This is a genomic window from Mesorhizobium qingshengii (assembly GCF_900103325.1).
GTDB lineage: Bacteria > Pseudomonadota > Alphaproteobacteria > Rhizobiales > Rhizobiaceae > Mesorhizobium > Mesorhizobium qingshengii.
The window spans coordinates 254,794-277,528 of the sequence record NZ_FMXM01000007.1 but is presented as its reverse complement, the minus strand read 5'-3'; the positions used below and the strand labels follow the sequence as shown (position 1 = coordinate 277,528).

At 62.4% G+C, this 22,735-nt stretch carries 22 protein-coding genes and 2 tRNA genes; 14 read left to right on the top strand and 10 right to left on the bottom strand.

The window, feature by feature from the left end; all coding sequences use genetic code 11:
• The first annotated feature begins 89 nt into the window (after positions 1-89).
• Positions 90-737 carry a helix-turn-helix domain-containing protein gene (locus BLS48_RS14210; RefSeq protein WP_091578489.1) on the top strand — a complete coding sequence of 216 codons (648 nt, stop codon included), beginning with the start codon at positions 90-92 and terminating at the stop codon, positions 735-737.
• Positions 738-879: 142 nt separating this feature from the next.
• On the opposite strand, the gene BLS48_RS14205 is transcribed toward BLS48_RS14210, so the two are convergent.
• A tRNA-Tyr gene (locus BLS48_RS14205) sits at positions 880-964 on the bottom strand.
• A 198-nt stretch (positions 965-1,162) separates the two neighbouring features.
• Between BLS48_RS14205 and BLS48_RS14200 the strand changes: the two genes are divergently transcribed.
• A complete protein-coding gene (locus BLS48_RS14200) occupies positions 1,163-2,011 on the top strand; it encodes a TrmH family RNA methyltransferase (RefSeq protein WP_091578487.1) in 849 nt (282 codons plus the stop codon).
• Positions 2,012-2,142: 131 nt separating this feature from the next.
• Here the strand turns inward: BLS48_RS14200 and BLS48_RS14195 are convergent, their stop codons facing one another.
• The 3 genes from BLS48_RS14195 to gcl all read right to left on the bottom strand — a co-directional run bounded on the left by BLS48_RS14195 (position 2,143) and on the right by gcl (position 5,729).
• Positions 2,143-3,060, bottom strand: coding sequence for a 2-hydroxy-3-oxopropionate reductase (locus tag BLS48_RS14195; protein WP_091578485.1), 918 nt, complete (start codon positions 3,058-3,060; stop codon positions 2,143-2,145).
• A 65-nt stretch (positions 3,061-3,125) separates the two neighbouring features.
• On the bottom strand, positions 3,126-3,923 hold the full coding sequence (gene otnI / locus BLS48_RS14190; protein ID WP_091578483.1) for a 2-oxo-tetronate isomerase: 798 nt from the start codon (positions 3,921-3,923) through the stop codon (positions 3,126-3,128).
• 24 nt (positions 3,924-3,947) lie between these two features.
• Positions 3,948-5,729: a glyoxylate carboligase gene (gcl, locus tag BLS48_RS14185; RefSeq protein WP_091578482.1), complete on the bottom strand. Its 1,782-nt coding sequence runs from the start codon at positions 5,727-5,729 to the stop codon at positions 3,948-3,950.
• A gap of 214 nt (positions 5,730-5,943) precedes the next feature.
• Here gcl and bhcR point away from each other — a divergent pair, with 214 nt between their 5' ends.
• The 3 genes from bhcR (at position 5,944) to BLS48_RS14170 (ending at position 7,662) form a co-directional block, all read left to right on the top strand.
• Positions 5,944-6,765 carry an HTH-type transcriptional regulator BhcR gene (gene bhcR / locus BLS48_RS14180; protein ID WP_091578532.1) on the top strand — a complete coding sequence of 274 codons (822 nt, stop codon included), beginning with the start codon at positions 5,944-5,946 and terminating at the stop codon, positions 6,763-6,765.
• Between the two features lie 236 nt (positions 6,766-7,001).
• Positions 7,002-7,145, top strand: a complete 144-nt coding sequence (locus tag BLS48_RS36780; RefSeq protein ID WP_208604616.1) for a hypothetical protein — start codon at positions 7,002-7,004, stop codon at positions 7,143-7,145.
• Positions 7,146-7,344: 199 nt separating this feature from the next.
• A complete protein-coding gene (locus BLS48_RS14170; RefSeq protein WP_244529592.1) occupies positions 7,345-7,662 on the top strand; it encodes a hypothetical protein in 318 nt (105 codons plus the stop codon).
• Between the two features lie 78 nt (positions 7,663-7,740).
• Here the strand turns inward: BLS48_RS14170 and BLS48_RS14165 are convergent, their stop codons facing one another.
• The 3 genes from BLS48_RS14165 to BLS48_RS14155 all read right to left on the bottom strand — a co-directional run bounded on the left by BLS48_RS14165 (position 7,741) and on the right by BLS48_RS14155 (position 8,790).
• Positions 7,741-8,046: a BA14K family protein gene (locus BLS48_RS14165; protein ID WP_091578531.1), complete on the bottom strand. Its 306-nt coding sequence runs from the start codon at positions 8,044-8,046 to the stop codon at positions 7,741-7,743.
• A 210-nt stretch (positions 8,047-8,256) separates the two neighbouring features.
• Entirely contained in the window at positions 8,257-8,445 is a 189-nt protein-coding gene (locus BLS48_RS14160) for a hypothetical protein (RefSeq protein WP_091578478.1), read from the bottom strand.
• Between the two features lie 177 nt (positions 8,446-8,622).
• A complete protein-coding gene (locus tag BLS48_RS14155) occupies positions 8,623-8,790 on the bottom strand; it encodes a hypothetical protein (protein ID WP_091578477.1) in 168 nt (55 codons plus the stop codon).
• Between the two features lie 158 nt (positions 8,791-8,948).
• Between BLS48_RS14155 and BLS48_RS14150 the strand changes: the two genes are divergently transcribed.
• Positions 8,949-9,024, top strand: a tRNA-Thr gene (locus BLS48_RS14150).
• 365 nt (positions 9,025-9,389) lie between these two features.
• Here BLS48_RS14150 and BLS48_RS14140 read toward each other — a convergent pair.
• On the bottom strand, positions 9,390-10,004 hold the full coding sequence (locus BLS48_RS14140) for a TetR/AcrR family transcriptional regulator (RefSeq protein WP_091578475.1): 615 nt from the start codon (positions 10,002-10,004) through the stop codon (positions 9,390-9,392).
• A 91-nt stretch (positions 10,005-10,095) separates the two neighbouring features.
• Between BLS48_RS14140 and BLS48_RS14135 the strand changes: the two genes are divergently transcribed.
• From BLS48_RS14135 to BLS48_RS14110, 6 genes are all read left to right on the top strand, one after another.
• Positions 10,096-11,181 (top strand): polyamine ABC transporter substrate-binding protein, encoded by a 1,086-nt coding sequence (locus BLS48_RS14135; RefSeq protein WP_091578473.1) that lies wholly within the window; start codon positions 10,096-10,098, stop codon positions 11,179-11,181.
• Between the two features lie 13 nt (positions 11,182-11,194).
• The gene (locus tag BLS48_RS14130) at positions 11,195-12,082 is read left to right on the top strand and encodes an ABC transporter permease (protein ID WP_091578471.1); all 888 of its coding nucleotides are present in this window, start codon (positions 11,195-11,197) and stop codon (positions 12,080-12,082) included.
• Between the two features lies 1 nt (position 12,083).
• Entirely contained in the window at positions 12,084-12,866 is a 783-nt protein-coding gene (locus tag BLS48_RS14125; protein WP_091578470.1) for an ABC transporter permease, read from the top strand.
• Positions 12,863-13,927 (top strand): ABC transporter ATP-binding protein, encoded by a 1,065-nt coding sequence (locus tag BLS48_RS14120; RefSeq protein WP_091578468.1) that lies wholly within the window; start codon positions 12,863-12,865, stop codon positions 13,925-13,927. Before BLS48_RS14125 ends, BLS48_RS14120 begins: the two co-directional genes overlap by 4 nt.
• A gap of 2 nt (positions 13,928-13,929) precedes the next feature.
• A complete protein-coding gene (locus BLS48_RS14115) occupies positions 13,930-14,691 on the top strand; it encodes an MBL fold metallo-hydrolase (RefSeq protein ID WP_091578467.1) in 762 nt (253 codons plus the stop codon).
• Between the two features lie 125 nt (positions 14,692-14,816).
• Entirely contained in the window at positions 14,817-17,768 is a 2,952-nt protein-coding gene (locus BLS48_RS14110; RefSeq protein ID WP_167365079.1) for a caspase family protein, read from the top strand.
• Positions 17,769-17,808: 40 nt separating this feature from the next.
• Here BLS48_RS14110 and BLS48_RS14105 read toward each other — a convergent pair whose 3' ends face one another.
• Positions 17,809-18,720 carry a hypothetical protein gene (locus BLS48_RS14105; RefSeq protein WP_244529591.1) on the bottom strand — a complete coding sequence of 304 codons (912 nt, stop codon included), beginning with the start codon at positions 18,718-18,720 and terminating at the stop codon, positions 17,809-17,811.
• 261 nt (positions 18,721-18,981) lie between these two features.
• Here BLS48_RS14105 and glf point away from each other — a divergent pair, with 261 nt between their 5' ends.
• On the top strand, positions 18,982-20,166 hold the full coding sequence (glf, locus tag BLS48_RS14100; protein ID WP_091578464.1) for a UDP-galactopyranose mutase: 1,185 nt from the start codon (positions 18,982-18,984) through the stop codon (positions 20,164-20,166).
• A gap of 39 nt (positions 20,167-20,205) precedes the next feature.
• On the opposite strand, the gene BLS48_RS14095 is transcribed toward glf, so the two are convergent.
• A complete protein-coding gene (locus tag BLS48_RS14095; RefSeq protein ID WP_091578462.1) occupies positions 20,206-21,198 on the bottom strand; it encodes an NAD-dependent epimerase/dehydratase family protein in 993 nt (330 codons plus the stop codon).
• Positions 21,199-21,928: 730 nt separating this feature from the next.
• Between BLS48_RS14095 and BLS48_RS14090 the strand changes: the two genes are divergently transcribed.
• On the top strand, positions 21,929-22,702 hold the full coding sequence (locus tag BLS48_RS14090; protein WP_091578460.1) for an NAD kinase: 774 nt from the start codon (positions 21,929-21,931) through the stop codon (positions 22,700-22,702).
• Positions 22,703-22,735: the final 33 nt, after the last annotated feature.

Here is a 22,735-nt window from a genome sequence, read left to right as displayed (position 1 = left end):
CTAGGTAGTTTCCCGTAGGGACATAACCGAATTTCGCCACCCACGGATTCGCGCGATTGCTGTGTCGCGGATCAACCGGGAAAACAGCCATGCACACCTACACGACCTCGAGAATTGCACTGCCGTCACGGTCCCCCCAGCCTGCCCTGCCAGAGGCTTTCGAGCCCGCATTGCTGCAACCGCTCAGCTTCTTTCCCGCCGGCGCGGAAATCTATGCCCAGGGCGAGAAGGCCGGGCCCTTCTACCAGGTCGAGTTCGGCGCCGTCCGCATCTACCGCCTGCTGGCCGATGGCCGTCGCCAGATCAGCGCCTTTCACCTGGCCGGAGAAACATTCGGCTTCGAGGCCGACAGCACGCATCATTTCTTCGCCGAGGCAATCAACGCCACCGGCATCCGCGTCTTCCGCTTCGCCACGGGGGCGGACATCTCCCGTCAGTTGCTGCCGCTGGCGCTCAAAGGGCTGACCAGGGCGCAGGAACACCTGTTGGTCCTCGGCCGCCAGAATGCCATCGAACGCGTCGCCGCCTTCCTCCTCGACATGGCCGAGCGGCAGGGTGGATTGCAGCCGATCGAGCTGCCGATGTCGCGCATGGACATCGGCGATTATCTCGGCCTCACCATCGAGACCGTGTCGCGCGTGCTGACCCGGCTGAAGGACAAGGGCGTGATCCGCCTCACCAGCCTGCGCAGCATCGAAATCGTCAAGCAAGACGCGCTTCAAGACATGAGTGAATGAGACTGGACCTGGTGATTTGCGCGAGCGCCGCGGACTGGAGACGGTGACTGGTAGCGCCGTCGATCCGCCCCTCGGGATTTCTTTCCGGGGCAAGCGTCCGCTTCCACACCCGCCTCGCGTTTCAGGGCTTCCGGGCCGGCAGTGGTGGAGAGGGTTGGATTCGAACCAACGTAAGCTAAGCTAACGGATTTACAGTCCGTCCCCTTTAACCACTCGGGCACCTCTCCAATCTGCCGCCGGAGCCATGCAACGAGGCATTCGCGCCAATCCGGACCCGAGTTGTGTCTTCTCCGAAACCAGCGAAGCGCCTTATGGCGGCAAGGCTGGTGGGTGTCAACCGCGCAGCCAGGGTTTTTCAACCTTGTTCGCCGACTGCGGCGACGGGCCATATCCTTAGTCGGAGGAGACGGCTATAGAAGCCGGCCATGAGCAACAAGATCAACACTCCCAAAGACACCCACTACGCCAAGCTGCGCCGCGCTTATCGCGACGAGAAAAGCGGCGGCGCGCCGGCATTCCGGCCACGCCAGCCCGTGCCACCGGGCGAAAACGCCGCGGACGGCCTGGTACGACTCTACGGCCTGCACACGGTGCGGGCGGCACTCGACAATCCGCGCCGCAAGATCAGGAAGATGCTGGTGACGCGCAATGCGGCCGAGCGCCTGGAGATAGCCGATCTCGCCGCCCTGCCCTTCAAGGCGGAACTGGTCGAACCCAGGGATATCGACAAGATCACCGGCTCGGACGCCGTGCATCAGGGCGTGCTGATCGAAGCAGAGCCGCTGAAGCCCAAGCGACTTGATGCACTTGGGGACGCAAAGCTGGTTCTGGTGCTCGACCAGGTCACCGATCCGCACAATGTCGGCGCCATCCTGCGCTCGGCGGTCGCCTTCGGCGCTGGCGCGCTGATCACCACGGCTCGCCACAGCCCACAAGAATCGGGCGTGCTGGCAAAATCCGCCTCTGGTGCGCTGGAGCATATCGACCAGATCGAGGTGAAGAACCTGGCGGACGCGCTCGGCCAGTTGCACGAGGCCGGCTTCCGCACCATCGGGCTTGATTCGGATGGCCCAGCGGAACTCGAAAGGAGCTTTGCCGGAGAAAAGATCGCCCTGGTGCTGGGCGCCGAGGGCAAGGGCCTGCGCCAGAAGACGCGCGAGACGGTGACGACCTTGGCGCGGCTCGACATGCCGGGCGCGATCCGTTCGCTCAACGTGTCGAACGCCGCGGCGATCGGCCTCTACGCAGCGCGGGCATTCCTGAAGCGAGGCTGAGCCGGAGCGGGCAAACCGTTTGCCGAGAACCATCTCCAGACGAGAAACGGGTTCCGGCGACAGGCGCAGGAACCCGTTCTCCGACAGGGAAGAGTTGGCGGCTTGGGAACGTTGCGCCGCCTTCTCCTGACCTATGCCGCTTTGCCTTTGATCTCGGCTGCGTCGCCGCCGACCTCGAAATTGGCCATCCGCTCCAGGGCGCGAACCAGCGCGGAGTGATCTTCCTTCGCACCGCCATTGGCGGCGCAGGAATTGAACAGCTGCTGAGTGGTGGAGGTGTTGGGCAGCGACACGCCGAGCGCTTTCGCGCCCTCCAGCGCGAGATTGAGATCCTTCTGGTGCAGTTCGATGCGGAAGCCCGGCGCGAAGGTGCGCTTGACCATGCGCTCGCCATGCACTTCGAGAATGCGCGAGGCCGCCAGCCCCCCCATCAGCGCCTGCCTGACCTTGGCTGGATCGGCACCGGCTTTCGACGCAAAAACAAGAGCTTCGGCGACGGCTTCAATGGTGAGTGCAACGATGATCTGGTTGGCAACCTTGGTGGTCTGGCCAACGCCGTTCGGTCCGACCAGGGTGATGTTCTTGCCCATCTTCTCGAAGATGGGTTTGGCGCGCTCGAACGCCTTTTCCTCGCCGCCAACCATGATGGTCAGCGATGCCGCCTTGGCGCCGACTTCACCGCCCGAGACCGGCGCGTCGAGATAGTCGCAGCCCAGCTCATTGATCCTTTTGGCGAAGGTTTTGGTCTCGATCGGCGAGATGGAGCTCATGTCGATGACCAGCTTGCCCTTGGACAGACCGGACGCGGCGCCGTTGTCGCCGAACAGCACATCGGCCACCTGCGGTGTGTCCGGCACCATTGTAATGATGATGTCGGCGGCCTTGGCCACGGTGGCATGGCCGGCGACTGACTTCAGGCCCTTGGCGACGAGATCAGCCGGCGGCTTGGAGCGGTGATCGCTGGCGATGACATGATAGCCCGCGTCCAGCAAATTCTCCGCCATCGGCGCGCCCATGATGCCGAGACCGATGAAGCCGATGGTTTCCATAGTTTCTCTCCTGAAATTCATAGTTAGAACTCATCCAGAGGTAAGCGCTGAGCAATTCCCAGCAGCTACGCTGCAGCGCTCCCCTGCCCGGCCAGATCCCGGAACCAACCCAGTCCGGCCTCGGTGCCCGCCTTCGGCTTGTACTCCGCTCCGACCCAGCCGGAGTAACCGATGCGGTCGATGTGATCGTAGAGGAAGGGATAGTTGATCTCGCCCGTCCCCGGCTCGTGACGGCCGGGATTGTCCGCAAGCTGGATATGAGCGATGCGGCCGAGGTTTGCCTCGATGGTACGGGCGAGATCCCCCTCCATGATCTGCATGTGATAGATGTCGTATTGCAGGAACAGGTTCTTCGATCCGACACGATCGATAAGCGCCAGCGCCTGATCCGAATAGTTGAGGAAGAAGCCCGGAATATCGCGCGTGTTGATCGGCTCTATCAGCAGCCTGATCCCGGCCTGCTCCAGCTTCTCTGCCGCGAAGGCGAGGTTTTCGGCAAAGACATCCTCAAGCACCTTGCGGTCGGCACCCGCTGGCGCGATGCCGGCCAGGCAGTTGACCTGCTGGCAGCCGAGCGCCTGCGCATAGGTGATCGCCTTGGCGATGCCCTGGCGAAATTCCGGCACGCGATCCGGCAGCACGGCGATGCCACGCTCGCCCTTGCCCCAGTCGCCGGCGGGCAGATTGAACAGCACCTGCGTCAGGCCGCTCTTCTTCAACCGCGCGGCGACGACATCGGGCGCATGATCGTAAGGGCCGATATATTCGACGCCCTTGAAGCCGGCGCGGGCGGCGGCATCGAAACGGTCGAGGAAGTCATGCTCGCCAAAGAGCATGGAAAGATTGGCTGAAAACCGTGGCATAGTGCAATTTCCTCACGAGATGAATCAGTCGAGCATGACGATCGACGTCGGCGCGTCTTCGTGGCTTTCGGCAAGTTCCTCGAATTCGGTTACCTTGTCGATCTCGGTGCCCATGGAGATGTTGGTGACGCGTTCGAGGATGAATTCGAGCACGACCGGAACCTGGTGCTCTTTCATCAGCCGATGCGCCTCCTTGAAGGCGGCGGCGAATTCCTCGGGCTTGCGTACCCTGACCGCCTTGCAGCCCATGGCTTCGGCCACCGCAACGTGGTCGACGCCATAGCCGGCCTCGGGATCGTTGGCGCGGTTGATGTTCTCGAAGGCGAGGCTCACCTCATAATCCATCGAGAAGCCGCGCTGCGCCTGGCGGATCAGGCCGAGATAGGCGTTGTTCACGACAACGTGGAGGTAGGGCAGCTTGTGCTGCGCACCGACCGCCAGTTCCTCGATCATGAACTGGAAATCATAGTCGCCCGACAGCGCCACGATGGTGCGGTCGGGATCGGCGGCGCGAACGCCAAGCGCCGCCGGCAAGGTCCAGCCGAGCGGGCCGGCCTGGCCGCAATTGATCCAGTTGCGCGGCTTGTAGACATGCAGGAACTGCGCGCCGGCGATCTGCGACAGGCCGATGGTGGTGACATAGGTGACGTCGCGGCCGAATGCCTTGTTCATCTCCTCGTAGACACGCTGCGGCTTCAGCGGCACCTGGTCAAAATGCGTCTTGCGCTTCATCGTCCTCTTGCGGCCCTGGCATTCCTTCGCCCAGCCGGACCAGTCGCGCAGCTTGCCGGCCGTCTTCCACTCGGTGGCGACGTCGAGCAGCATCTTCAGTGCCGCACCCGCATCCGAAACCACGCCGAGGTCCGGCGCGAAGACACGACCAATCTGCGTGGGCTCGATGTCGACATGGATGAACTTCTTGCCCTTGGTGTAGACATCGACGGAACCTGTGTGGCGATTGGCCCAGCGGTTGCCGATGCCGAAGACGAAATCGGCTTCAAGCATCGTCGCATTGCCATAGCGATGCGAGGTCTGCAGCCCGCACATGCCGGCCATCAGCCGGTGGTCGTCGGGGATCGCGCCCCAACCCATCAAGGTCGGAATGACCGGCACGCCTGAGATTTCGGCGAATTCGATGAGTAGATCCGACGCATCGGCATTGATGATGCCGCCGCCCGCGACGATCAGCGGCTTTTCGGCCGCGTTGAGCATCGCAAGGGCCTTTTCGGCCTGCGCGCGCGTCATCGCCGGCTTGAACGGCACCATCGGCTCATAGGCGTCGATGTCGAACTCGATCTCGGCCAGTTGGACATCGACCGGCAGGTCGATCAGCACCGGCCCCGGCCGCGACGAGCGCATCAGATGGAACGCCTTCTGCAGCGCCATCGGCACCAGATAGGGTTCCATGACGGTGACCGCCCATTTGGCGACAGGCGAAGCGATGGTGGCGATGTCGACGGCCTGGAAATCCTCCTTGTTCAACCGCGCGCGCGGCGCCTGGCCGGTGATGCACAAGATCGGAATCGAATCCGCCGCGGCCGAGTAAAGCCCGGTGATCATGTCGGTGCCGGCCGGGCCTGAGGTGCCGATGCAGAGCCCGACATTGCCTGATTTGGCGCGGGTGTAGCCTTCAGCCATGTGCGAGGCGCCCTCGACATGACGGGCAAGGACATGGCGGATCGTGCCCCTCGCCTTCAGCGCCGAGTAGAGCGGATTGATCGCCGCGCCTGGCACGCCGAAAGCGCAGGAAATACCTTCCTTTTCAAGAACGAGAACCGCGGCATCGACAGCGCGCATCCTGGCCATTTTTCCGGCCCTCCACAGGGTTTGTCATTGTTGGATGGCCGATGATGTCAGCAAGCCGGCTATTTTTCAATTTTTTCAGAATATTTTTTCATTTCTAGAAAACGGCGCCTATGCTCTGATTTTATTCGATTTTTGGTTTTCCAAGAATTATTCCCATTGCCCGAGTGGAAAACTTTTTCATTGCGTGTTTGGTGAAATCAGCAAGAATGACGGCATGGAAACGACCGAGAAACGCCAGCGCGGCCGGCCGCGCGCCTTCAACGGGCCTTCCGAGGCCAATTCAGTGCAGTCGCTCGATCGGGCTTTGCGCATCCTTGCCATTGTCGCGGAGGGCAGCGGCCTGTCTCTGAGCGAGATTGCCGCGCAGAGCAGCCTAGCCGCCTCCACCGCCTACCGCATGCTGACGACGCTGGAAAACCACGGCATGGTCGAATTCGATACAAGCGACCAGCTGTGGTCGATCGGTGTCGAAACCTACCGCATGGGCGCGGCGTTCCTGCGCCGCCGCAAGCTGGTCGACCGCGCCCGTATCGTCATGCAGGAACTGATGGAGAGGACCGGCGAGACCGCCAATCTCGGCGTCGCCGAGGATGATTGCGTGGTGTTTGTCAGCCAGGTCGAGACGCACCAGGCGATCCGCGCCTTCTTCCGGCCGGGCACGCGCAGCCCGTTCCATGCGTCCGGCATCGGCAAGGCGGTGCTGGCGCATCTCGAGCCGGAGCGCGTCGGTACCATTTTGCGCAAGGCTGGCCTGCAGCGCTTCACCGACAAGACGCTGTCCGACATTTCCGCCCTCGCCCACGATTTGGCGACGATCAAGCTGCGCGGCTGGTCGGTGGACGACGAGGAGCGGCACCCAGGCATGCGCTGCGTGGCCGCCGCCATCTTCAACGAATTCGGCGAGCCGATCGGCGGCGTCTCGGTCTCGGGGCCGACCGTGCGGGTGACGCCGGAGCGGCTGGCCGAGATCGGGCCGATGGTGCGCAGCGCCGCGGCCGAAGTGACAAGGATGATCGGCGGCGTGCAAGCCGGCTGATCATCCTGCCCCGGGCAGCGCTCTTGGTCGCAATATCGAAGAAATCCAGCAGGATCGCCAGCCCTACTCCGCAGGCGGTCAGGATGATGCCGGCCATGAAGATGCGGTTGGCGCGTTCGTAGATCTGCCGGCGCAGCGAATCCACGTTGAGCAGCAGCGACAGCGCCCGCATCTGGAGCGCGATGCCGACCAGGATCGGCAGGACGGCGACAAGATGGTATCGGGTTGGCCGCCCAATGCGTGATGAAGCCCAGCGAGAACGCCAGCAAGATGCCGACGGTGGTGACCGTGCCATTGCGGAAAACCGGCTCGATCAGGTCTTCCTTCGGGTCCTGATTGTCGAAGCCACCCTCCTTCAGTTGGCCATCGGAGTAGACTAGACGCTCCGAAAATCGCTGTATAGCGCCCGCTACGTGGGATTTCACCGTCTTGCTGTGGCGTTCGAATGCATGCGAAAGGGCACGGATGAGGAATACGGCTCAGCTTCTGCTTGCCGCTTCACTTTGCGGATGCGTAACGACACCGCCCAAACCCGATCCCGGCGACCAGCGCGTGAAACCCATCCCGATCTCGCTCGCCTTGGAGGAGATCGTCACGACCGGCATTCGTCAGCGGCTGCAGGACCCTGCCTCCGCCAAGTTCGGAACGATGCTTGCCGGCGAGCGGACCCTCAGCGGACGCCGGGAGATCGTGGTCTGCGGCCATGTCATCGTCAAGAAATCTTCCGGCGGCTATGGAACCGACGCACCTTTCGCCGCCAGGATCTATCCAGATGCGGGAAGTACCTTCGATCTCGTCGCGATAGGTAATGAGTCGCCGAATACGAGTCTCATTGGTGACGCCTGCCGCGCGGCCGGATTGGCGATCCAGGACTCCAAGCCGAAGGCTGATCTTTAAGCGCGGTCTTCAGGCGCGTTCAAACGAGAGAAAAGGGGCTGCGTACAGCCCCTGTTTCCTGTGTTGGTGCCCCTCCGCTCAAAGCCGGCAGTAGTGGCGATAGCCATCGTAGCCGACATAGGTATCAGAGTCCGGATCGTAGCTCGAATAGCGATCGAAGCAGCGGCGGACATGCCATGAGCCGCCGTCTTCTTCGACATAGACGGTACGCGGCTGCTGCTGGGCGAGCAGGCTGCCCAGGACAAACCCGCCGACGCCGGCGGCGATGCCGACGCCAAGGTCGTGGTGATGCGAATGAGCCGCCGAGGGCTGGACGGTGCCGACCAACGTGGTGGCGGCGACGGAGGTGGCGATGAGGCCGGAAACGAGTGTGCGCTTGAACATGATGATCTCCTTGCTTCGTTGACCGAGGCGATCCATCCGCCTCTTGATCATCAGTCGTTGCCGCGATGAGAAAGGTTCGAATCTTTTTCCATTTTTTTTTGGAGCGCCCCCCTCACCCGGCGTTTCCAATGTCGCCCCCGTCGATCAAAGGCCCCACCAAACGCAAAAGGGCGGCCGAAGCCGCCCTCTCGGGAGAACTGGGTCCCTCAATCAAAGGAAAATGATCACCTTGCCATGGCCGTGGTGATGATGGTTGTGGTGCCACCACCAATGCTTCTTGAAATGGTGATGATGGTGATGATGGAAGCCGTGAGCCGAGGACGACTGGACAGTGCCGGCGAGCGCGCCGGTGGCGACGAAAATGGCGACGAGGCCCGATGTCAGAGTGCGCTTGAACATGATGATCTCCTGGATCCTTGATCGAGGCGACCCATTCGCCTCTGGAGATCAGTCGGCGCGGCACGGGAAAAGGTTCGAAAGGTCGAGGAGATTTATTCAGGGGGTGGGTAGGCAGTAGGCAGATGTGAAATGGCACCATGCAGATACGAACGATGCAATTCCCTATTCCCTACTGCCTCATCCCATGCCCGTGACATGGCGAAGCCAAAAGGCGAGCGCGATGAAGCCGATGATCGTGGTCACGCCGGTCCAGTCGACATTGGCCTTCTTCAGATCGTTGATGAGCTTCACCAGCAGCATCCAAGCGATGACGACGATAGGGAGAATGATGACAAATCTGATCATGCGACACCCCGGTTCGAAGCGATTGCACCTTTCTGATATGTAGGAAGCGGGTTTGCGGATTTCAGCATGCGCGTTCGCTCCGTCATCCACCACGGCGGGTAACCGAAAACGGAGTTTTGTCTTTACTGGCGCAACAAATATGCTAACCGGAGCGCCGTGCCCTTGTAGCTCAGCTGGTAGAGCAGCGGTTTTGTAAACCGAAGGTCGGCGGTTCGATTCCGTCCGGGGGCACCAGCGGCCCATTTGAGAGGGTCATAAGTTGCTGGTAGCCGTCGGCAGAATTGGCAAAGTCGGCGAGTGTGCGCAGCGGTGACAATGCCTGACCGATCGCCAGCAACATCAGCCAGCCGCCGAAGCCCACAAGAGCCTCAGGATTCTGTGACGGCTTCGCGGCTGATCGAACAGCAAGGAAAACAGGCACGCCGATCAACAGCAACACTATCGCCCAATGCCAGATTGAAAACGTTCCCATTTACCCCTCCCCTTTTTTATGCCCCTATAAGTTGTATCAGATTTCAAACTCAACTCAAGAGGCGGGTCTCGTGTGAAACGACGTCTGATGCCGAAGCGACGATTTCTCCTGTCTGCTCCTGACTCCCTCACACCCCGATCGCCGCCACCAGGATCCGGTTCTGCCGGCGTATCGCCGTGCGCAGTTCCGGTATCCTTGCCTCGTCACGTTTCACGAACTCGATGAACATCATGTTCATGTTGTTGAAAATCAGTTCGCCGAGCGCCTGTCCGTCGATATCCTGCTTCACAAGGCCGAGCGCCTGCAGGCGGGCGATCAGCGCGCGGATCTGTTCGGTCAATGAGCGGTCGAGCGCGGTGTAGGCCTGGCCGAACGGGCCGTCGGGCAGTTGCGTCGAGATCGCCATCGCCTGCCGCCACATCTCCTTGCTGAGATAGTGCAGCGAGTGCTCGATATAGATGCCGAGCAGCGTATCCAGCGCATCGCCGACATTGGCCGGCGGGTTGGCAACGACGCCGCGCCCGGCATTGAGCACCTCATTGACCTCCAGCGAGACGATGGCGCCGAGGATATCGCCCTTGTTCTCGTAGTAGTTGTAGATCGTGCCGACCGAGACCTCGGCCTGGGCAGCGATCGCCTCGATCTTGGCGCCCTCATAGCCGGCCTCGCGAAAAAGCTCCGCCGCCGCCTCGATGATGCGGCGGTGCCGGTCCGCCTTTTGCCTTGCCCGCAATCCGCTCATATCAGCCTCTTGCCATAAAAACAGAATTGACTCAATTTTAGAATTGGTTCAATTTTTTGCAAGAAGCCACAAAGGCAAGGGAGAACACTCGATGTCCATGAAATCCGCATCCAGGAATCCGCTTTCCATCCTGAAGAGCCATCTGCACGCCGCGTGCGCCGCCACGGCACTGCTGCTCGCTACGGGCGCCCAGGCCGCCGATCTCAACGCGCTGATCTGGTGTGACCACTCCGATCCGGCATTGCTGCAGCCCTTCGAGGAGGCCAACAACGTCAAGGTCAACGTCAAGGAGTTCGAGGGCACCGGCGCCGGCCTCGCCATCGTCGAGCAGTCACAGCCCGGTGACTGGGACGTGATGGTGATCGATAGCATCGACGTGCCGCGCGGCGTCGAGAAAGGCCTGTTCGAGCCGCTGCCGGAAGACAAATTGCCCCTCGCCGATCTCTTCCCTGAGGTGAAGATGGACGGCTCGACCGTGGTGAGCGGCAAGCGCTACGGCATCACCGAAAAATTCGGCTACAACACGATCGGTTACAACAAGACCAAGGTCGACCCGGCCGACATGCAGTCGATGGCCGCGCTCACCGGCGACAAGTACAAGGGCAAGGTCGCCATCTACGACTATTACCTGCCGGTCATCGGCATGGCCGCACTGGCCATCGGCAAGAAGACGGCCGACCTCACCGAAGCCGACCTGCCCGCCATCAAGGCCGAGCTTCTCAAGATGAAGGCCAATGCCAAGCTGGTCGGCGAAGTGACCGCCAGCCAGACAGCGCTGGCCACCGGCGAAGTCGACATCCTGGTCGGCGGCGGCGAATGGGTGACGGCGGGCCTGGCCAAGGAGAACCCGGCGCTGGATTTCTCGATCCCCAAAGAAGGTGCCGTGCTGTGGTCGCAGTCGCTGGCCATGTTCAAGGATTCCAAGAACAAGGACATGGCGCTGAAATTCATCCAGTACATCATGAGCCCGGAAGGCCAGGCGCGGCTTGCCACCTCGTCCTGCTACTGGGGCATGCCCGCCAACACCAAGGCGGCGCTGACCGACGACCAGAAGAAGATCCTGCGTTTCGATGAGCAGCCGGGCTTCCTCGCCCGCGCCCAGGCCTATCCGGCGCCGAATGCCGATCTCGACAAGAAGATGCAGGACATGTGGACCGAAATGCTGCAGGCGAAGTGAGCGACTGCCGCTCATGAGCTCCGCTGATAACAATGGACGTGCCCTGCCCCGGGCGGGCCGCGCCTTGCCCCGGGCGGGCCGCGCCCTGCCCTGGGCGCTGGTCACGCCGGCGCTCGGCTGGACGCTGCTGTTCTTTGTCCTGCCTTTCATCGCCATGGGGTTTTCCAGCCTCACGGCGCATGAGGGCGGCGGCTTCACGCTGACGAACTACAGCCAGTTCTTCACCAATCCCTCCTATTGGCAGGCGATGGTGAACTCGCTGCAGGTGACGGCGATCGTCACCGTGGTCTCGGTGCTGCTCGCCTATCCCTTCGCCTGGATCCTCGCCGAACAGGTGCCGGAACGCTGGCAGCGGCTGGCGCTGATGCTGGCCGTGCTGCCATTCTGGACCTCGTATGTCGTGCGCTCCTACTCCTGGCTGCTGGTGCTGGCGCAGAACGGCGTCATCAACCGGGCACTGATCGGCTCCGGCCTGTTCAGCGAACCTGTGCAACTCGCCAATACGCGTTTCGCCACCGTCACCGGCTTTGTGCATTTCTTCGTCATGCTTCTGACGCTGACGATCTTCGCCAATCTGAAGCAGTTGAGCCCGAGCTACCGCAAGGCCGCCGCCGATCTCGGCGCCGGGCCGGTGCGAACCTTCCTGCATGTGGTGCTGCCGCTGACCTTGCCCGGCATCATGGTCGGCGCCTTCCTCACCTTCGTGCTGTGCATCGGCGACTACATCACGCCGCAGATCCTCGGCGGCAACAACGAGCTTCTGATGCCGCAGCTGGTGATGATGCAGATCGGTCGGCGCGGCGACTTTCCGCTGGCCTCGGCGCTGTCGATCATCCTGATGGCGGTCGTCACCATCGCCTACCTCGCCTGCGCCCGCTGGCTCAAGATCGAGCGGGCTTGAAATGCGCCAGATCGTCCGCGTCGCTTCCTGGCTCTATGCACTTGCCGTCTACGGCTTCATCTTCCTGCCGGTGGTCGTGCTGGTGCTGTTCTCGCTGCAGGCGACGTCGTTTCCGATCCCGCCCTTCACCGGCCCGTCGTTGCGCTGGTACAACGCCGTTCTCTCAGACCCGCGACTGACTTCGGCGCTGGTCAATTCGCTGCTGGTGGCATCCATCTCGTCGCTCACCGCCGTCACGCTCGGCTTCCTCTCGGCCTGGGGCTTTGCGCGCTTTGTCCTGCCTGGCTCGGGCCTGCTGCGCGGCCTGATCACGTTGCCGCTGACGGTCAGCTATCTCATCATCGGCATGGGGCTTTTGGTGCTGTTCAACTGGGCCGGCGTGCCGAAGTCGCTGCTTGCCGCAGGGATCGGCCATGTCGTGATCAACCTGCCGCTCTGCTTCGCCATCATCTACAGCCAGATGGGCGACCACCAGATCAACATCGAACGCGCCGCGCGCGATCTCGGCGCGCCGGAATGGAAGGTGCTGCTCCTGATCACCGTGCCTGTCATGGCGCCGGCCATTTTCGCCGGCTTCTTCCTGTCGATGACATTCTCCTGGGACGAGTTCGTGATCTCGTTCCTGTTGACCCGCTTCGACACGACGCTGCCGGTGGAGATCTGGAACCTGCTGCGTTCCGGCCTTAACCCCAAGACCAATGCGGTCGGCTCTCTGGTCTTTGCCGTCTCCATCATTCTCGTCGTGCTGTTTGAACTGACATTGCTGCGCAGGAGAAAAGCATGACCGCCCCCCTGGTCGACATCAGCTCCGTCTCGCATCGCTTCGGCCACCAGACGGTGCTGAAGAACGTCTCGCTGCAGATCGAGCCCGGCAGCTACACGATCCTGCTCGGGCCATCCGGATCCGGCAAGACGACGCTGCTGTCCATTCTGGGCGGCTTCGTCACCCCGAGCGAAGGCAAGGTGTTCATCCGCGGCGAGGACTGCACATCGGTGCCGCCGGCAAAGCGGCCGACGACAACGGTGTTCCAGGACTATGCGCTGTTTCCGCATATGAGCGTCGGCAGCAATGTCGGCTTCGGCTTGCGCATGCAGGGCGTGGACGCAACCACACGCGCCGCACGGGCGCGCGAGGCGCTGGCCCTGGTTGGCCTCGCCGCCGCCTTCGACAAGAAGCCGCACCAGCTTTCCGGCGGCCAGCGGCAGCGCGTGGCGCTGGCGCGTGCGCTGGTCATCGAGCCGGCGGTGCTGCTGCTCGACGAGCCGCTCGGCGCACTCGACCTCAAGCTGCGCCGGCAAATGCAGGACGAGTTGAAGGCCATCCAGAAGCGCGTCGGTACCGCTTTCATCCATGTTACCCACGACCAAGAGGAGGCGATGGCGCTGGCCGACCACTGCGTGGTGATGAACGATGGGCGCATCGAGGATGAAGGACCGCCCGAGCGCGTTTATGCGCGGCCGGCGACGCGTTTTTCCGCGACCTTCATGGGCGAAAGCACGATTCTTCCAGGCACAGTCACGGAGGCCAAGAACAGGACAAGCGCTGTCGCGACGGCGGTTGGACAAGTGTCACTGCCCAGCGCGTTGGCGGTGGGGTCAGCCGTTGCGCTGGGCATCCGGCCGGAGCATCTCGTCCTCGGCGCGATCGGGGGCACGGCAAGGCTGGGTACGGCCAGGGTGAGCGACGTCGTCTTCCAGGGCAGCTTCAAGCGCGTGCTCGCGGTTTCCGTCGAAGACCCCTCGCTGCAGTTCATCGCCAGGCTGCCCGCGACAGCCACCGTCCAGCCGGGCGACATGGTCGCGGTTTCGTGCGATACCGATGAGATCATCCTGCTGACGGATTGAACATGGGCACGCTTCCGGTCATCGACGCTCCAGACTGGTACGAGACCATCCGCATGGCTGACGGCGTGACGCTGATCCACGAGCCGTGGATCAAGCCGTTCTTCCGCTGCAACATGTGGCATGTGCGCGGCCGAGACCGCGATCTTCTCTTCGACACCGGCCTCGGCCATTTCAGCCTCAGGCGACAGGTGACGCTGGTGAGCGAGCGAGAGCTCACCTGTATCGCCAGCCACACCCATTTCGACCATATCGGCTGCCATCACGAATTTCCCGACCGCTGCGTGCATCGCGCCGAGGCCGAAATCCTCGCCGATCCGCGCAACGAATGGACCGTTGCCGACCGCTATGCGAACGACGACATGTTCGATCGATTGCCGCAAGGCTGGGATACGGGGCGCTACCGGATTCTGCCGGCGCCCGCCGGCCGGCTGCTCGAGCATGGCGACGTCGTCGATCTCGGCGACCGTGCCTTCGAGGTGATCCACACGCCCGGCCATTCGCCCGGCGGCATCGCGCTCTACGAGAAGAAGACCGGCATCCTGCTCTCTGGCGACATCATCTATGACGGCCCGCTGATCGACGACGTCTATCACTCGGATATCTCTGACTATGTCGCGACATTGCTCGGCATGCGCGACCTCGATGTCTCGGTCGTGCATGGCGGCCATTTTCCGAGTTTCGGCAAGGTGCGCTATCGCCAGCTCGTCGACGAGTATCTGGCGCAAAAACGGCAGGCCGGCTGCCATCTGCGGCGGAGCCGGTAAGGGGCAGCTAATAAGCGTCCTGTCGCCGCCGACCTCGTCATGATATCGTCAAACACGAGACCGTTGATGAATTTGGGGCAAGTCGAGGCATGACCGCCGCGGCCTGCGGGGCTTGGATCAAGGTCATGCGCCTACTAGTGGCGGCCGTGCTGCTGATGACCATGGCGCTCTTCTCCGTCGCGCGCGGCGAGGAGCGCTTCGCGCTCGTCGTCGCCAACCCGACCTACGACAATGCGCCGGCCATCGCCAACGCCGGGATGAGCGCCGAACTCGTCGCGACTTGCCTGCGGTCGCTCGGCTTCACCGTCCGGCAAGTGACGGACGGCGACCGCGCCGATGTGGCGCGTGCCATGTATGATTTCGCCAAGTCGCTCGCCGCGCCCGATGCTGTCGGCATCTTCTACTATGTCGGCCATACGGCTCAGGCCAATGACAGGAACTATCTGCTGACGCGCGGCACACGGACCGATTCCAAGGAAGCGGTGGACCAGACGGCATTGCCTCTCGATCTGTTCACACAGGCGCTCGAGGCCACACCTACATTGAAATTGGTTTTGCTGGATAATCCCGGCGACGGGTACAACCCTTCCCCAGGCGTGATGCAAGGTTTGGCGGCAGTTGTTCCGCAATCCAATGCCATCGTCGCCTTTTCCGCCAAGCCGGGAAGCGTCGCGTTGAACGAAACCAGACCCGTCACGGTGTTTGCCGATGCGCTCACGGCTGCGCTAACCAGGCGGGGCGTGGACATCGGCACCATACTCGGCTCGGCCGCGCAGACCGTCACGGACAAGACATCCGGTGCGCAGCAGCCGTGGGTGGCATATGGCCCTTCGGCAGACAGAAATTTCGTGTTGATGGCGGATGCGCCGGCCCCTGCCACATCGGCGCCGACCGAAGCGCCGCCGGCGCCCGTCGAAGCACCGCCGGAGGCGGCTGCGCCCGAACCCACGCCGGTGCCACCGATGGCAAGCGGCGGCGGCTACGATTCCGGGAGTGCCGGCTGGGGTACCGGCGGCAGTGACTATGGCAGCTTCGATGGCAGCGGCCAGGAGCCACCTCCGATGGACGTCGCGCCAGGCTCCAGCAATCCGGATGCCTGGACTGGCGACAGCGCCGATGAGGCTGCCACATCCGAGGAATACAAGCGCCAGGAGTTGCAGCGCCAACAATATGAGGAACAGGCTCGACGACAGTACGAAGAGCAAAGGAAATATCAGGAAGACGCCGCCAAGGCCGCAGCCGCGGCGCAGAACAATCTTGGCGACACCTATCCGAAGGACGGCGACGCCGCCGACACGGAGCCCGCCCCACCGGCCACTCAGCCACCTTCCCTGTTGCCCGATGTGGCGGCCGATGCGCCGTTGGAGGCGCCTCCCGCCGCGATTTCCCCAACCGTCGACAACAATGCGATCAAGGTCGTGCGCCATCCCACCATCGATGCCCCCGACGACGTCGTGGCCGGCGAGACGGTGACCGTTTCGATCGCGCTGACCGAAGAGCAATTGACGCCGGAGGTGAAGGTGAAGGCCGCTCCGGGCTCGTCGGTGACGGCCGACGGCGCCTTGGCCATGGCAATGCCGGCCGGGGCCGAGCAATGGCCAATCGATATCGACCTCTTCGCTTCCGGCTTTGACCTTGCCGATGGCGGCAAATGGAGCCGGCGGACGACGCTCTACCGCGAAGGCGACAGCGACGTCGTCCGCTTCGACCTCAAGGCGCGGCCAATTGCGAAAGACAGCAAGCCCGGCCAGTTCATCGCCCGTATCTACAGCGCCGGACGGTTCCTGGGATCGGCATCGCGACCCGTCATTGTTCGCCGAACAGCGTCCGTTGAAGCCGGCGCCCAAGGTGCCACCGCCAATCGCGCTGCCGCATCGCTGATGGCCTCCGTGCCGCCGCAGCAGGCGGTGACAGGCACTGTGCAGCTCGACGCAGCAGCCTCCGACGCAGTGGCCGATCTCGATGTCACCATTCTTTATGATGACCCAAGCGGATTGGGTCCGGGCCAGATCATCATCCATTCGCCGCACCTGGCTGGCCCGGTGACCGATACCTTCTCGACGCCACCGCAGATGGCGGCATGGCTGGACTCCGAATACCGACGCCTGTTGCAGCTCGGCATGAGCCTGCGCGGCGCGGTGTCGCTCCAGCAGCCTGCCGCAAGCAGCGATCCGGAAGCGCAGAAACGTTTTGTCACGCTGGCCGCCGAAGGTTTTGGCGATGCGCTCTACCGGGATTATGTGCCCGAGGCGTTCAAGGATGTGTTCTGGTCGCTGCGCGACAAGGACGAATTGCATTCGATCCAGATCACCTCGAACAGCCCCACCCTGCCCTGGGAGCTGATCCGCCCGCAGAGCGCCGACGGAGCCACCCGCGACGGCTTCCTTGGCATGAGCTACCGGCTGGCGCGTTGGGCACCGCGCAGCACGTCCTCGCAGGTCGACAATCCGCTGGACCGGATGGCGTTCACAGGCGTCGCGGCCGTCGCGCCCTCCTATGTCGACAAGCAGTCGCTACCGTTCCAGGAGGTCGAGATCGACGCGCTGAGCAAGCTCGCCGGCTACCGCCGCTTCGATGGTGATTTCATCTCTTTCGAAAGGTTGGTCAGCGAGGTGTCGACCGGCTTCATCCATTTTTCCGGCCACGGCGAGGTCAATCAGCCAAGCAGCGGCCGGCCGGTCTTTGCCATCGATCTCGTCGACCATTCGCTCGATCCCGACACCTGGCGCGCGCTGGTAGCGGCCGCGCATGGCAAGGGCAATCCCTTCTATTTCTTCAATGCCTGCGACACAGGCAAGTCGCAGATGCTCGGCGGCTTCGTCCAGGGCTGGGGGCCGGCGGTGCTTGCTGGCGGCGCGTCCGGCTTCATCGGCGGCATGTGGCCGCTGACCGACCGTGCCGCGGCCGCCTTCTCGAGCGATTTCTACGGCGGCATCAGCGCCCGACTCAAGGATGGACCGGTTTATCTGGCCGACGTCCTTCAAGGTGTGCGCAAGCGCTTCTATGAAACCGGCGACCCGACCTACCTTGCCTACACATTCTACGGCAATGCCAACCTGGAGGTGGTAGCGCAGTGAGCCGCAGGTCGGCGGGAGGAACCGGGCCGAAGCTTGGACGTCAGCCGGAATTGGCTGCCGGAAGTGAGATTGTGTAGCGCGGTGGTGTTGATGCCCTCCGGCCTCTTCTCCACTGCTTAAACCTGTCTCTCAAGCGGATCGGAGGTTTCTCGTAGATTGGCGGAGCCAGGCCGGTGAGCCCATAGTAGCCGTCGAGAATATTGGTTCGCAGCAATTGGCGTTCCTGCGGATAGAAGCTGAAATGCGCAACGATCAGGTCGCCAAAAATCTTGCCCGGCCGATCCAGTTTCATCGGCAGCGTTGCCGACAGCCACTCTTCCTCATCGCCTGACGGCGGGTGAAAGCGTTCCCCCAGACTGACGATGTCTGATCCGAAAAACCCGAGGGCGTTGATCGAAAACCGCGACAGCCTGATCTCCCGGTCCGGCACGCGGAAGTCATCAAGCCGGTTGGTCCGGACCGCTTCGATGAAGACCGGATGAAGCGCCTGCGGGAAGCTGGCATGGGCCCAGGAGAATTCGCACGAGGCCTGACAGGTGAGCGGGCCGTCCACCAGAACCCGGGAAAGCTGCTTGATCAGTGAATTGCAGATGGCGTTGTTGATGATCAACGGCGCGTACCAGATCGCCGAGCCTCTTTCAGCCATGACCCTTGCCATGAACTTTTGAAAGAAGCCGTCCTCGACAAAAACCACATCGTCATCGAGGCGCAGGTAGAAAGCTTCGGCATCGTCGCAGAAACGATAGAAATCGCCGATGACATTGAACCCACCATCGGCATGTGGAAGTTTTTTGATCCTGCAGCGTGGATCGGAAGCGGCCAGTCGTTCGAGGTAAGCCCGATCGGCTTCGTTGCGACAATTGTCCCAGAGGTGCCATTCATGCACATCGGGGCTCTTCAGAACATGGTGGCTAAGCAAGCGAAGATATTTCTCGCGCCCAGCCGGCGTCACAACGATAAGCTTCATGGACATAGGACCCTGGGATGGCCGCGCTTTACTCGACCGATTGATCAACGATGAGCTAGATGCTCGAATTCCGAAGATTCGTCTAGGCTGTAAAAAAGACGATGTAAGTTACCAGGAGATATCTTCATCCATTCATCCTGACGCCTCGGTTTCCAAACACATCAGCCGGATGTCGTTTTTTCGCTTGAATCATGGCCAACAGCCGCGAATAAGGCACAGACGTGGACACTGAATGGATACGGCCCAATGGACAAGAACATGCTGACCGAGGCCGACATTCTCATCGTCGGCGCGGGCTTTTATGGCGCGACTCTCGCCGAGCGCATCGCCACGCAGCTCGGCCGGCGCGTGCTGGTGATCGACCGCCGCCAGCACATCGGCGGCAATGCCTATACCGAGCAAGACCCTGTCACCGGCGTCGAAATCCATCGCTACGGCCCGCACCTCTTCCACACGTCCAATGAAGAGGTCTGGAACTACCTGCGGAACTTCACCGGCTTTACGACCTATCGCCATCGTGCGTTCTCGTCCCATCGCGACAAGGTCTATCCGCTGCCGATCAACCTGGCCACGATCTGCCAGTTCTTCGGCAAGCGGCTGAGCCCGGACGAGGCGCGCGGCATGGTCACCGAGCAGGCGGCCGAACTCGGTGACCGACCGCCCGCCAATCTCGAAGAGAAGGCGATCTCTCTCGTCGGGCGTCCGCTCTACGAGGCCTTCATCAAGGGCTACACCGCCAAGCAGTGGCAGACCGACCCGCGCGAATTGCCGGCGCAGATCATCGCCCGCCTGCCGGTCCGCTACACATTCGAGGACGGCTATTTCAACGACCGTTTCCAGGGCCAGCCTCTGGACGGCTACACGGCGATCTTCGAAAAAATGCTCGCGCACGAGCTCATAGAAACGCGGCTCGGCATCGACTTCTTTGACATCAAGGCCTTGCTGCCAAAAGACTTGCCGGTCGTCTATACCGGTCCGATCGACCGTTATTTCGACTATTGCGAGGGCGAGCTTGGCTGGCGGACCATCGACATCGACCTCGAGGTCATCAACACGCCGGACTATCAGGGCACGGCGATCATGAACTATGCCGACGAGGCCGTGCCCTACACGCGCGTAGTCGAATACCGGCATTTCAATCCGGAACGCCAGCACAAGACAGACAAGACACTCATCGGCCGCGAGTACTCCCGTTTCGCGCGCCGTGCCGACGAGCCCTACTATCCGATCGACACACGCAACGATCAAGCGATCTACCGCCGTTACCTCGACCGGGCCGCCAACGAGAAAACGCTGCATCTCGGCGGCAGGCTGGGCACATACCGGTATCTCGACATGCACCAGGCGATCGCCGCGGCCCTCAAGGCCTTCGAAACCGTCTTTGAACCCCATTTCGCTGGCAAGCCGGATTCCCTTTCACGCTCGGCGTGACCGGTTGGTCCTGAAACGCGCCGAAGGCCTCCCGGTGCATCAGCCTGCGGAAGCCACGCTGCTCGCGGTGGCAATCTGCTGGCTTGCGGTGGCAATCTGCTGGCGAAACCATTCGAAAGTGCGCTGGATGCCGTCCTGATAGCTGGTCCTTGCTTCCCAACCTGGAAGAACACGTCTCGCCTGGGTCAGATCCGGACACCGGTTTGTCGGGTCCTGGGGAACCGGAGGATGATGCTGAATGCGGCTGCCCGGGACAAGCGAGCTGACGAACTTGGCGGTCTGCAGAACCGAAACCTCGTGATTGTTGCCGATGTTCAGGGGACCACGGTGCGTGATGCTGTCGCGCCAGAAGAAGCGTTCCAGTCCATCGACGATGTCGTCGACATAACCCCAGCTGCGCGATTGGGAGCCATCGCCGTAGACGGTGAGGACGCCTGTCGTCAGGGCCTGGCTGACAAAGTTCGAAATGGCGCGGCCGTCATCGATGCGGGTTCGCGGCCCATATGCGTTGAACAGCCTCACGACACGAACATCGAGCCCGCTGACGCGCTGCTGCTCGAACAGAAGCGCCTCGGTGCAGCGCTTGCTTTCATCATAGGAGGCGCGAGGACCGGTGCAGTCCACGGAACCCCTGTAGCTCTCGGGTTGCGGGGAAACCAGGGGGTCGCCGTAAACTTCCGAGGTCGAGGTAAAGCAGAAACGACCACCGGGCCTGAGCAACGCCAGAAGATTGAGCGCGCCTCCTATGTTGGCCTTGATCGTGCGCGCCGGCTCGCGCATGTACCATACCGGCGAAGCCGGCGATGCGAGATGTATGATCTCATCGAAGCGCTGACTGGATGCGAAGCTTTCGGCGTCGGCAATCTGCAGGCTGAAACGCGGGTCGGCGACATGCGCGATGTTGTCGCGCACCCCGGTCCACAGATTGTCGACGACGACCAGCTTCTCCACGTCGCTTCGCCGCAGCAGGCGGTCGACCAGATGCGAGCCCAGGAAACCGCAACCACCAGAAACCAACACGCTGCGCGACATGGAAAATTCCCCCTCCAGACACTCGGCCAGTCAACGAGCCGCGGGGCTTGTTTCCCAAGGACAGCGGATACGAGGCCATCGCCACCGAATCCCAGAACCTTTCCGCCAGTCAATGCGCTCATCTACCCCGCGAAGGGTCGCAAGCGCAACGAGCAAGCTTTGGCAATCCACACGGACGGGCGGCGGCCGATCGGCCTCTGCTTTGAGAAGAAAAGCTGCCGAGCGAAGAGCGGCTGGGTCCCGGCGCGGAGCGCCGCCGAAGCAATCATCGGGCAGACGATTGGTATCCTCAGGCGATCTACAGCGCCCTTTGCGGGCATGGCGTTCCGGCTGCATCACCGCAGCGCGACGCAGTGGGCTGAGGTCGGAAGCTCATCTCCTCGGACTGGCGCACCAACTCGGCGAAGACAAGAGCGAAACTTCCCAGCATCAGAAAGACGATGATCAGGCGTGTCACCGGCAACAGATTGGCCTCGACTGGCTAGGCCCCACGCCACCCGTCCAATGCCGGCTAACATGATCGATCCGCCTTTACGAGAGTTTAAGCTTCGCCTTAACCATCACTTTCGCCTGTCTCGCGACACGAAACGCGAGCCATCGAGATGGTGCCCTTGCCGCTTCACCCGAACAAGGAGGCGGTCTCTCTTTGCAGACTTGCCCCGCCCATGCTACCCCGGCGCTGGCGCGGCCCGGCAACCTGCCGCAGCCAATCGCTCGCCATCGGGGAACCATGAGCAAAGCCGCCAGCAGCATCGCCTTCGTCTCGTCCGACACAGCAGACGCCAAGGCGGCGCTGGAAAGCCTCTCGGCACGCTATGGCCAGTGCTCGGTCGCGGACGCCGAGGTTGTCGTTGCCTTGGGCGGCGACGGCTTCCTGCTGCAGACGTTGCGCGACACGATGGGAACGGGAAAGAAGGTCTACGGCATGAACCGTGGTACCATCGGGTTCCTGATGAACGAGTACCGTTACGGTGGCCTCACGGAGCGTATCGCGGCCGCGGTCGCCGAAACGATCCGCCCGCTGGAGATGCTCGCCGTCACCTCGGAAGGCGAAACGGTGTCGGCATTGGCGATCAACGAGGTGGCGCTGTGGCGCCAGTCCTATCAGACGGCCAAGATCCGCATCAGCGTCGATGAACAGATCCGGCTCGAGGAATTGAGCTGCGACGGCGTGATGATCGCGACGCCGGCGGGCTCCACGGCCTACAATCTTTCCGCGCACGGGCCGATCCTGCCGCTCGACGCGCCGCTGCTGGCGCTTACCCCGGTCAGCCCGTTTCGTCCGCGCCGCTGGCGCGGCGCCCTGCTCTCCAACAAGGCGACCGTCCGCTTGGACATCCTCGAGCCGGAAAAGCGGCCGGTGAACGCCGCCGCCGACCACACAGAAGTCAAGGCCGTGACCTCGGTAACGGTGCGGGAATCGCCGACGGCGACGGCGACGCTGCTGTTCGATCCCAATCATTCCTGGAATGAGCGCATCCTGGCCGAACAGTTCCGTTACTGAGCCGGCACGGAGACAAGCGGCCGAATTAAGCAT

Coding starts and splice junctions, on each gene's coding strand:
- BLS48_RS14210 (WP_091578489.1), top strand. CDS start 90: ATGCACACCTACACGACCTCGAGAATTGCACTGCCGTCACGGTCCCCC.
- BLS48_RS14200 (WP_091578487.1), top strand. CDS start 1,163: ATGAGCAACAAGATCAACACTCCCAAAGACACCCACTACGCCAAGCTG.
- BLS48_RS14195 (WP_091578485.1), bottom strand. CDS start 3,060: ATGGAAACCATCGGCTTCATCGGTCTCGGCATCATGGGCGCGCCGATG.
- otnI (WP_091578483.1), bottom strand. CDS start 3,923: ATGCCACGGTTTTCAGCCAATCTTTCCATGCTCTTTGGCGAGCATGAC.
- gcl (WP_091578482.1), bottom strand. CDS start 5,729: ATGGCCAGGATGCGCGCTGTCGATGCCGCGGTTCTCGTTCTTGAAAAG.
- bhcR (WP_091578532.1), top strand. CDS start 5,944: ATGGAAACGACCGAGAAACGCCAGCGCGGCCGGCCGCGCGCCTTCAAC.
- BLS48_RS36780 (WP_208604616.1), top strand. CDS start 7,002: ATGCGTGATGAAGCCCAGCGAGAACGCCAGCAAGATGCCGACGGTGGT.
- BLS48_RS14165 (WP_091578531.1), bottom strand. CDS start 8,046: ATGTTCAAGCGCACACTCGTTTCCGGCCTCATCGCCACCTCCGTCGCC.
- BLS48_RS14160 (WP_091578478.1), bottom strand. CDS start 8,445: ATGTTCAAGCGCACTCTGACATCGGGCCTCGTCGCCATTTTCGTCGCC.
- BLS48_RS14155 (WP_091578477.1), bottom strand. CDS start 8,790: ATGATCAGATTTGTCATCATTCTCCCTATCGTCGTCATCGCTTGGATG.
- BLS48_RS14140 (WP_091578475.1), bottom strand. CDS start 10,004: ATGAGCGGATTGCGGGCAAGGCAAAAGGCGGACCGGCACCGCCGCATC.
- BLS48_RS14135 (WP_091578473.1), top strand. CDS start 10,096: ATGTCCATGAAATCCGCATCCAGGAATCCGCTTTCCATCCTGAAGAGC.
- BLS48_RS14130 (WP_091578471.1), top strand. CDS start 11,195: ATGAGCTCCGCTGATAACAATGGACGTGCCCTGCCCCGGGCGGGCCGC.
- BLS48_RS14125 (WP_091578470.1), top strand. CDS start 12,084: ATGCGCCAGATCGTCCGCGTCGCTTCCTGGCTCTATGCACTTGCCGTC.
- BLS48_RS14120 (WP_091578468.1), top strand. CDS start 12,863: ATGACCGCCCCCCTGGTCGACATCAGCTCCGTCTCGCATCGCTTCGGC.
- BLS48_RS14115 (WP_091578467.1), top strand. CDS start 13,930: ATGGGCACGCTTCCGGTCATCGACGCTCCAGACTGGTACGAGACCATC.
- BLS48_RS14110 (WP_167365079.1), top strand. CDS start 14,817: ATGCGCCTACTAGTGGCGGCCGTGCTGCTGATGACCATGGCGCTCTTC.
- glf (WP_091578464.1), top strand. CDS start 18,982: ATGGACAAGAACATGCTGACCGAGGCCGACATTCTCATCGTCGGCGCG.
- BLS48_RS14095 (WP_091578462.1), bottom strand. CDS start 21,198: ATGTCGCGCAGCGTGTTGGTTTCTGGTGGTTGCGGTTTCCTGGGCTCG.
- BLS48_RS14090 (WP_091578460.1), top strand. CDS start 21,929: ATGAGCAAAGCCGCCAGCAGCATCGCCTTCGTCTCGTCCGACACAGCA.